Source organism: uncultured Campylobacter sp. (assembly GCF_938031315.1).
Classification (GTDB): Bacteria; Campylobacterota; Campylobacteria; order Campylobacterales; family Campylobacteraceae; genus Campylobacter_B.
Genome location: NZ_CALHHT010000046.1, coordinates 1 through 8,626 on the forward strand (window position 1 = coordinate 1; position 8,626 = coordinate 8,626).

Below are 8,626 nucleotides of genomic sequence, written 5' to 3' on the forward strand. Positions count from 1 at the left end.
TTATAAAATTTTGCCCTAAAAGCTCGATAAATTCGCCTCCGCTTAGATTTTTGATTTTGCTAAGTTCGCAGTAAAATATTTTTTTCTGCGTGAATGCGCTGCGAAACGCAAAGGGCGTGAGCTTGCTTCCAACGCCCGTCAAAACCACGATTATAGCGCCGTGCTCGCCTAAATTTTCAAATAATTTTTGATGTCCAAGGTGCATGCCGTCGAAGTTACCGATCGCTACGGCGTGCACATTATCGCGGTTTGCGCCTTGTAGCGTTGCGAAAATATCGCCTCGTGCGAACTGCTCGCTTAGGCGCGCACGCAGTACTTCCGCACAAGCAGGAAACGTGCCTTGAGCCTGCACGTCTACGTCATTGCTGCAAGCGTCATTATAAGCCGTTTTACTGCCAAAAGTCGTTTCATTGCTGCAAGAGGTGTCGGTGTCTGCTTCATCTGCGCGGTGCGCATCGCCGGTTTTATTTTTGCGTAGCTCTTGCTTCGGGTGTTCGATACTTTTAGATGAATTTTCCACATTGCTTGTGAAATTCTGTTCCGTAAAATTTTTCAAGCTGGAATTCTGCGCTACGAAATTTTGCTCTTTAAAATTCCGTAGTGAAGCCTCTGTATGGTCTTTACATGATTTTTGATTAGCCATTATTGCTGCTTCGTCCAGATAATTTTTTTGGTGTCGTAGCCGCTGTGCTTCGCCTTTTTTAGATATAAGATGCGGATCGGCTCAGGCAGAGTTTTGGTGCGCGAGAGGATGTAAAGCTCGCTCGTGTCCGCACCGAAAATCAGGGCGTAGCGATAGTCGCCGTCCACCTGCGCCACGCGGTAAGCGGTGTCCGAGATGAACCCTTTTTGATAGAGCAGGCCTACGTTTTTATCGCCTGCGAACTCTAACACGTGCTGCTCGTTTTCGATTTTACCAGAGCTTGTTTTGGCAGTTTTTAGAAGATTGATCGTGGAGTTTTTATCGATAAAGCACTCGTACGCGGTGTTTTGCAGCTCACCGCCGCCCTTCATGCGGGCGATCTCATACCAGCCGCCGCTAAATTTAGCGATGTCGAAGTTTTTTACGATCGGCGCTTTGGGGTTTAAGCTTTTGGCGCATGAGCCCAAAAATAGCGCGCAAAACGCCAATATAATTAAGTTTTTAAATTTCATCGTTCATCCTTTTTAGAAGATAGAAAAATTCCCTATTTCCCTCTTTACCCGTGATTTTGCAGGCGCTAGCGTACAGTACAGTAAGCCCCAGCTCGGCGCATAGTCGCTCAAATTTCGCCCGTGCGGCGCGCACTGCTTTTTCGTCCCTGAGCACGCCTTTTTTATTTCGCTTGATCTCCGTGCCGACTTCAAATTGCGGCTTAAATAGCACGATGAGAGCGTTTTTTGCGAGGTTCGCGAGGCTTTTTAGGATCAAATTTAGCGAGATGAAGCTCACGTCGCAGGTGATGAGATCAAATTTTTTCTTGCTCGCAAACTCCCTGATGTCGGTGTTTTCGCGCACGATCACGCGAGGATCGCGCCGCAAAATTTCGCTTAGCTGCGAGCTGCCGACGTCAAGCGCAGTCACGCTCTTTGCGCCGCGCTGCAATAAAATCTGCACGAACCCGCCCGTGCTGCTACCCACGTCCAAAACATCGGCTCCCGCTAAATTTAAAATATCTTTTTGCAAGGGCTTTGTTTGTACCAGCTCCGCGCCGCCTTCGTTGCGGCATACGCCCGCCTTGCCGCCCAATTTTGAGGCTTTTGCCGCATTTAAAATCTCTGCCATTTCGGCGTCTGCGTCCGTTTGCAAATGCTCTGCCGTCTCGGCGCCCGCGCTCGTCTGTAAAAATTCCACCGCTTGCTTGCCTGCATCGGTTTGTAAAAGCTCAGCAGTCTCGGCGCTAGTTTTTGCGGTATGGATCGCCTCGGTATTTGTTTCTGCGATCTTTGCCGCCGTCGCGCTTGGAATTCCGGTCGTCTCGTTCGCGCCCAAAATTTTATCCGTAGCCGCAAAATCTGCACTTGAAATTTGCGTCGTTACTTCGCCTGCTCTTTGCGTCGCTACCGCTTTGCTATCCGCGCCCTTTTCGGCGCTGCACGGCTTTGAAATTTCTGCCGCCGCGCTAGGTAAATTTGCGCCGCAGCTTGCTAAAAGCCCGTTTTCGGCGAGCTCATCCAAAAAGCCTGCAAGCTTGAGCGCGCCCCTGCTTACGTAAATTTGCTCGGCAGTACTGATTTCGCCGCTCTGCTCGGGCGCTATCTGCGCGGAGGGTCTGTTTTGCACGGCGCCTCGCAGCAAAATTTTATCCTGCTTTATCAGCGCGGCGGCCTGATTTCTGCTGATTTTAAGCGTGTTTGCGACGAGTAGATCAAATCTCATTTTGTTTTTTCTCCACGCCGCGATGAAATTTTAAAGCTTGCGCGGCTTTTGCATGGCCTTGGGTTTAAAATTTTATCGCGCAAACCAAAGCTGCGCGTGGCAGTGCTACGCGGCTCAAATTTCAGCCAGCTGCACGCCGTAAATTTAGCTATACTGCGCGTTGTAAATTTCGGCTCGCCGTGCGTTGCAAATTTTATCTCGTCGCTAGCGAAAATTTTAAAATCTTTCCTATCGGCGCAGTATTCGCGCGCCGCAAAATTTTTAAAATTCTCGCGCTTTGTAAAACACGCAAGCGCCGCAGGACAAAGGTTGCTTTTGAAATTTAACCCCGTGCCGTTTGCGTGCGGGTTCGGCACCAAACAAAAAACCTTCACTCGCCGCTCCCCGCAAGCGTTTGGGGCTCGCTCTTGCCGGGTGAATTTGCGCCGGGCGTTTGCAACGAGCTCGCTAGCGCTTCAAACTCGCTTTCATCGATCACTCGCACGCCGAGTGAGCGAGCTTTTTGTAGCTTGGAGCCCGCTTCTGCGCCCGCAAGCACGAAGTCGGTCTTGGCAGATACCGAGCCCTGCACCTTCGCGCCCATCGCCAAAAGCCTGGCCTTAAACTCGTCGCGCGGACGGCTGAGCGTGCCCGTGATGACGACGCTGCGGTCTGTGAAGGCGCTTTTAGTGGTCTGCATCTCTGGCTCGCGCGGCGTGATGATTTCGCTTAAATTTAGAATTTTTTCGCGATTTATCTTGCAAAACTCCGCTAGGCTCCTTGCCATCGCCTCTCCAAAGCCATCTAGCCGCAGAATTTCATCCTCGCTCGCATCCAGCCAATCCTGCCCGAATGCCGCGGCGATCTTGCGCGCGGCCACCTCGCCGATGTGCTCGATCCCTAAAGAAGCGATGAAGCGCTCAAGCGGCGCATTTTTGCTCGCATTTATCGCGCCCAAAAGATTTGAAATTTTTTTATCCGCAAAGCCCTCAAGATCCGCCAAATCCTGCGCGCCGAGGGCGTAAATGTCGCCGATCTTTGAAATTTTGCCGCTTTCAAAAAGCTGCGTGATCGTCGCGTCGCTTAGCCCTTCGATATTCATGCATTTTTTAGAGCAGAAATAGATCAGTGAGCCTATCACGCGCGCCTTGCAATCGAGGTTTTGACACTTTATGAGCGCGCCTTCGTCAAGCAGCTTCTCGCCGCAGACAGGGCAGCGATCCGGGCGCGAAATTTCGCTCTGCGTGCCGTCTCTGCGCTGTTTGTAAACGCTCGTGATCTTCGGGATCACGTCGCCGCTGCGGATGATGCCTACGAAATCGTTTTTCATCAGCCCCAGCCGCGCGATCTCGTCGAAATTATGAAGTGTCGCGTTTGAAACGTTCGCGCCGTCGATATTTACGCTATCTACGACGGCTACGGGGGTGACCGCGCCGGTGCGGCCGACCTGCAGATTGATCTCGCGTAGCCGCGTTATTTTTTCGACCGCGGGGAATTTATACGCGACCATAAAGCGCGGGAATTTCACCGTATAGCCCATCTGTGCGCACCTTGAAAGCTCGTTTACGCGGATTACCATGCCGTCAAGCATCAGATCTTTGCCCGCGCGCATGCTATGCAGCGCCTCGTATGCGCTCCTGATCTCGCTTACATCCGAGCAGATACGGCAAAATTCGTCTCGCAAAAAACCTAGGCTACGCACAAACTCCATTATCTGCGAGTGCAGCGCAAAGTTTAACGAATGCTCGCCCACCCCCCACGGGATAAATTTTAGTTTCCGCTTCGCCACGATCGCGCTATCTAGCTGCCTTAGGCTGCCTGCGGCGGCGTTGCGCGGGTTTGAAAATAAGCTCTCGCCGTTTGCGGCGCGCTCGTCGTTTAGCGCGTCAAAATCGCTCTTTGCGATCAGCGTCTCGCCGCGGATCTCGATCCTTTGCGCGTAGGGGATCTGAAGCGGCACCGATTTGATCGCTCTTGCGTTTTGCGTCACGTCCTCGCCTATAAGCCCGTCGCCGCGCGTCGCCGCGCTTATCAGCACGCCGCCTTCGTAGGTTAAATTTAAGCTCGCGCCGTCAAATTTCGGCTCGACGTAAAACTGCGCGCCGCTCTTCTCGCCGCGAGCTAGCCACGCCAAAAGACCCGCGTCGTCGAAAATATCCTCCATCGACCACATCTGCGCGCCGTGAGCGAGCTTGGAAAAGCCCTCGCTGATCGCGCCTCCGATGCGCCGCGTAGGCGAGTACGGCAGCGCGAGCTCGGGGTTTTGCTCCTCGAATTTCTCCGCTTGCGAATAAAGCTCGTCGTACTCCTCGTCGCTTGCGATCGGTTTATCGTCGGTGTAATATGCCCGCGCCCACGCATTTAGCGTATCTACCACGGATCTGTATTCATCGTAATTCATCTTGCGCTCGCATCTTTAAATTTTAAAATTCCGCGCGACGCTAAAATTTTACGCTCCGCGGCGGGCTCCTGCGCTCCAAACGCTGCGGTGCATAACGAGTAAATTTTAAATTCCATTGCCGAACTCCTTTAGCGCGCGCTCGTAATCAGCCGGCGTGTCGATGCCGATGCTCGCAGTCTCGATGCCGAGCATCGCGATCTTTTCGCCCGCGCTTATGGCGCGAAGTTGCTCGAGTTTTTCGGTATCTTCCAGCACCGAGGCGGGCAAGGCGCAAAAGCGCTTTAAATTTCGCACGCTGTATGCGTAGATGCCGATGTGTCCGAGATAGCACTCGCATGCCGCGCGCGGATAAGGGATGAGCGAGCGTGAAAAATAGATCGCAAAGCCCGCGTTATCGAGCACTAGCTTGACTAAATTCGGATCCTCTGCCGCCTGCTGGCTTATGTATTTGTAGCAGCTCGCCATAAATGCGCCCTTTTGCGTGATCATGGCGTTGGCGAAATCTTTAAATTTAATCAAATTTTCGCTCTCGAAAAAGGGCTCGTCGGCTTGGATATTGATGACGATCTCATCCTCCGCAAGCGCTGCGTTTGCGACCGCTTCAGCGATGCGATCGGTGCCGCTTTGATGCTCGCGCGCGGTGAGAACGGCGTCAAAGCCGTAATCTTGCGCGATCTTTAAAATTTGCGGCTCATCCACGGCGATTAGCACGCGGTCTGCTTTGGCGGCATTTTGAGCCGTTTTGATAAACATCGGCACGCCGCCAAACTCACATAAAATTTTATTTTTAAAGCGCGTCGAAGCAAGGCGCGCGGGGATTACTATCATTTTTTGATCCACTCCATTATGGCGTTTTTGATCTCACTTTGCTCCACGACGCTAGAATGCACCTGCGGCGCGCTAAAAAGGCGCGAGATCTGCGGCGGAATGTCGCTGCGAAATTCCTTCGAAAGCGCGATCATATCAGCCCTTTCATCCTCGCAAGCCCTGCCTTTGATCGCGCCGATCATCGACGGCGTAAATTTAATCCACTTCGCGGTCGAGATGACGAGATTTAGGCGGCTTTCGTCAAGTAGCTTAAAGCAGGTCGCCGTGTGCGGATCGATCAGCACGCCGCGGCTGCTCTCTTGCTTGATAAATTTAGCGCACTGCGTATCGTCGCAAAAATCCGCTTCGAAGACCTCCTGCAGCTTCGCAAGCTCGCTCGCGCTAAGCTTATAAAATTTATCTCGCGCCAGGCTTTGCATCAGCTCGCTCGTGCGCGCATCGCCAAACATATCGCTAAGCAGCCGCTCGACGTTGGAGCTAACTAAAATATCCATCGCAGGGCTGATCGTGCGGATGAGCTCGCGCTTTCGCAGATCGTAGATACCGCGCGTAAAAAGCTCGGTCAGGATATTGTTCGCGTTTGAAGCGATCTTGATTTTGCCGATCTTTGCGCCCATTTTTTTGGCGAAATACGCTCCCAGCGCGTTGCCGAAATTCCCGCTAGGCACTATGACGTCGAAGGTGTTAAATTTAGCGCTCTGTTTTGCGCTCTGCGCGCTGTTTGCGCCCGCCGCCGCGCCAAAATTTTTGCTGCCCGAGGCGTTTAAATTTTTACCGCACGCCGGGCACTGATCGCTTTGCTTTAAATTTTGCTCGGGGCTCAATACGCCGTGTTTTGAGAAATAGATACTAGCATAGAGGTAGTAGATGATCTGAAATAAAATTCTGCCGAAATTTACCGAGTTTGCGGCGCTTAGATTTAAATTTGCGCGCGCGAGCTCGTTTTTGAAATCCTCGTCTGCCAGCAGCGATTTTAGCGCGCGCTGCGTATCGTCGAAGTTGCCGCGCACGCCTAAAATTTTAAGATTTGCCGCGCTTTGTTTGACCATCTGCTGGCGCTGTATCTCGCTCGTGCCGCCCTGCGGGTAGAGGCAGACCGCTTTGATGTTCTCATCGTCCGCAAATGCCTCTAGAGTCGCAGGCCCCGTGTCGCCGCTCGTGGCGCATATTATTAAAAATTTTTCATTTCTAGCTTTTGCGATGCTTTTTAAAAGCGCGCCGAAGGGCTGCAGCGCCATATCCTTAAACGCGAGCGTCGGGCCGTGATAAAGCTCCAAAATATAGGCGTTTTCGCTTAGTTTTTTGATCTGGACGGGGCAGGCGGGATTTTCAAATTTATCGTAGCGCTTTAGCGCACTCTCAAAAACCTCGCTGCTTACGTCAAAATCGAAGCTCTCGATGATTTTAAGCGCGATCTGTTTGTAGCTCAGATCCTCGCACTGCTTAAAAAAATCCTCGCTTAAAAGCGGCAGCCGCTCTGGGCTGAAAAGCCCGCCGCCGCTTGCGCTCGGATTTAGCAGCGCGTAGCTAAGATCCGCTTTTTGCGAAAAATCTCTCGTAGAAACCAGTTTCATCTTTTTCCTTTTTAAAATTTTAAAATTTACGCCTGCCTAGGCGCTTTAAATTTGATCGTTTAGACTTTTTACACGGACTTGCGGCATTGTCGCTTTAAGCCTACCGCCTCCGCGCCCGCGCCTAAATTTCTTCCTTTATTAAACTTCCTATGCCGCCGTCCGTGAAAAGCTCAAGCAGGATCGAGTGCGGAATTTTGCCGTTGATGATATGCGCGGCACTTACGCCGTTTCGCACGCATTGCAGGCACGCATCGACCTTTGGGATCATGCCGCCTGCGATCGTGCCGTCCTTTTTAAGCTTCGAAATGAGCGCGGCATCGAGTTTGCTGATTAAATTTCCCTCTTTATCAAGCACTCCGTCAATGTCGCTTAAAAATATCGCCTTGCTCGCTTTTAGCGCGGCTGCGATCCTGCTGGCGCAGAGATCGGCGTTGATATTAAAGCTCACGTTTTCGTCCGTTTCGCCGCCCGCAAGCGGGGCGATCACGGGCAGATAGTCCTTTTGCAACAGGTCATTTATCAGCTTGGTGTTTACCTCGGTGATCTCGCCTACGAATCCGTATTTTTTCTCATCGAGGAATTTTGCTTTCAAAAGCCCGCCGTCCTTGCCGCTGATGCCGATCGCGGGCGCGCCGTTTTGGTTCAAAAGCGCCGTGATCTCTTTATTTACCGCGCCGCTTAGCACCATCTCGGTAATTTCAATCGCGTCTTTATTCGTTACGCGAAGACCGTCCTTAAAATCGCTCTGCACGCCGATCTTATCCAGGGTCTGATTGATCTTTTTGCCGCCGCCGTGCACGACGATGATCTTGATGCCGACCATATGCAAAAGCACGATGTCGCGGGCAAAATCAAGCTTGAGCGCATCGTCTGTTTGCGCTGCGCCGCCGTATTTGACGACGAAAATTTTATCTCTAAATTTACGGATATAGGGCAGCGCGGAGATGATTACTTCGGCGGTTTTGCTCTTTTTTATCATAAAATTCCTTTAAAAACCTTATTTTATCATAGCTTGGTTTATGTAGTTTTGAATTTTGCGGATAAAGTTTTCGCTTAGCTTCAAATTTAACAAAATCACCGAAATTTCCGCGCCCAAATCCCTTAATTTCACGTAATCTTTCGCCGTGCAAAGGATATGCTCCGCATCCTCGCGCCTTAGCAGCTCTAAAATCTGCTCTTTTTTGAAATCATAATGATCGGGGAAAAACGCGTGCGCTTTTGCGAGCGGCAAAAACGCTTGCAAGCGCCAAGGCTTGGCGATGGCGCTGATTAAAATCGTGCGGGATTTTTCAAGGCCAGCCTCTTTGGAATTTAAAATTTTATCCGCGGCGTGGTTTAAATTTGAAATTTTATCTGCGGCGGTTCTCAAATTTAAATCCGAAATTTCATCCGCAAAATTTGAAATTTCATCCGCAAAATTTGAAATTTCATCCGCAGGATTTAAAATTTCATCCGTGCCGTTTAGCCCCTCTTGCAGATCCGCCG

At 51.2% G+C, this 8,626-nt stretch carries 8 protein-coding genes and 1 pseudogene; all 9 read right to left on the minus strand.

What is annotated here, in order from left to right; genetic code table 11:
* Nucleotides 1-643: pseudogene (locus Q0236_RS01255) on the minus strand (hypothetical protein); the annotation flags it as partial.
* Entirely contained in the window at nucleotides 643-1,155 is a 513-nt protein-coding gene (locus tag Q0236_RS01260) for a lipocalin family protein (protein ID WP_297914079.1), read from the minus strand. The pseudogene Q0236_RS01255 and the gene Q0236_RS01260, both read right to left, overlap by 1 nt.
* The gene (locus Q0236_RS01265) at nucleotides 1,145-2,359 is read right to left on the minus strand and encodes an SAM-dependent methyltransferase (RefSeq protein WP_297914082.1); all 1,215 of its coding nucleotides are present in this window, start codon (nucleotides 2,357-2,359) and stop codon (nucleotides 1,145-1,147) included. Before Q0236_RS01265 ends, Q0236_RS01260 begins: the two co-directional genes overlap by 11 nt.
* A complete protein-coding gene (locus Q0236_RS01270) occupies nucleotides 2,356-2,733 on the minus strand; it encodes a hypothetical protein (protein WP_297914085.1) in 378 nt (125 codons plus the stop codon). The genes Q0236_RS01265 and Q0236_RS01270 overlap by 4 nt, the downstream gene beginning before the upstream one ends.
* Nucleotides 2,730-4,739: an NAD-dependent DNA ligase LigA gene (gene ligA / locus Q0236_RS01275; RefSeq protein ID WP_297914088.1), complete on the minus strand. Its 2,010-nt coding sequence runs from the start codon at nucleotides 4,737-4,739 to the stop codon at nucleotides 2,730-2,732. The genes Q0236_RS01270 and ligA overlap by 4 nt, the downstream gene beginning before the upstream one ends.
* 105 nt (nucleotides 4,740-4,844) lie before the next feature.
* Complete coding sequence (gene kdsB, locus Q0236_RS01280) at nucleotides 4,845-5,567, minus strand: 3-deoxy-manno-octulosonate cytidylyltransferase (protein WP_297914091.1); 723 nt, start codon at nucleotides 5,565-5,567, stop codon at nucleotides 4,845-4,847.
* Nucleotides 5,564-7,141 carry a threonine synthase gene (gene thrC, locus Q0236_RS01285; RefSeq protein WP_297914093.1) on the minus strand — a complete coding sequence of 526 codons (1,578 nt, stop codon included), beginning with the start codon at nucleotides 7,139-7,141 and terminating at the stop codon, nucleotides 5,564-5,566. The genes kdsB and thrC overlap by 4 nt, the downstream gene beginning before the upstream one ends.
* 121 nt (nucleotides 7,142-7,262) lie before the next feature.
* Complete coding sequence (gene argB, locus Q0236_RS01290; protein ID WP_297914096.1) at nucleotides 7,263-8,120, minus strand: acetylglutamate kinase; 858 nt, start codon at nucleotides 8,118-8,120, stop codon at nucleotides 7,263-7,265.
* Between the two features lie 18 nt (nucleotides 8,121-8,138).
* A partial coding sequence (locus Q0236_RS01295) for a tetraacyldisaccharide 4'-kinase (RefSeq protein WP_297914099.1) occupies nucleotides 8,139-8,626 on the minus strand: 488 nt, incomplete at its 5' end.

Bases quoted from the DNA above. Each gene is read 5' to 3' on its own strand.
- Q0236_RS01265 (WP_297914082.1), bottom strand. From the start codon at position 2,359: ATGAGATTTGATCTACTCGTCGCAAACACGCTTAAAATCAGCAGAAAT.
- argB (WP_297914096.1), bottom strand. From the start codon at position 8,120: ATGATAAAAAAGAGCAAAACCGCCGAAGTAATCATCTCCGCGCTGCCC.
- kdsB (WP_297914091.1), bottom strand. From the start codon at position 5,567: ATGATAGTAATCCCCGCGCGCCTTGCTTCGACGCGCTTTAAAAATAAA.
- Q0236_RS01260 (WP_297914079.1), bottom strand. From the start codon at position 1,155: ATGAAATTTAAAAACTTAATTATATTGGCGTTTTGCGCGCTATTTTTG.
- ligA (WP_297914088.1), bottom strand. From the start codon at position 4,739: ATGAATTACGATGAATACAGATCCGTGGTAGATACGCTAAATGCGTGG.
- thrC (WP_297914093.1), bottom strand. From the start codon at position 7,141: ATGAAACTGGTTTCTACGAGAGATTTTTCGCAAAAAGCGGATCTTAGC.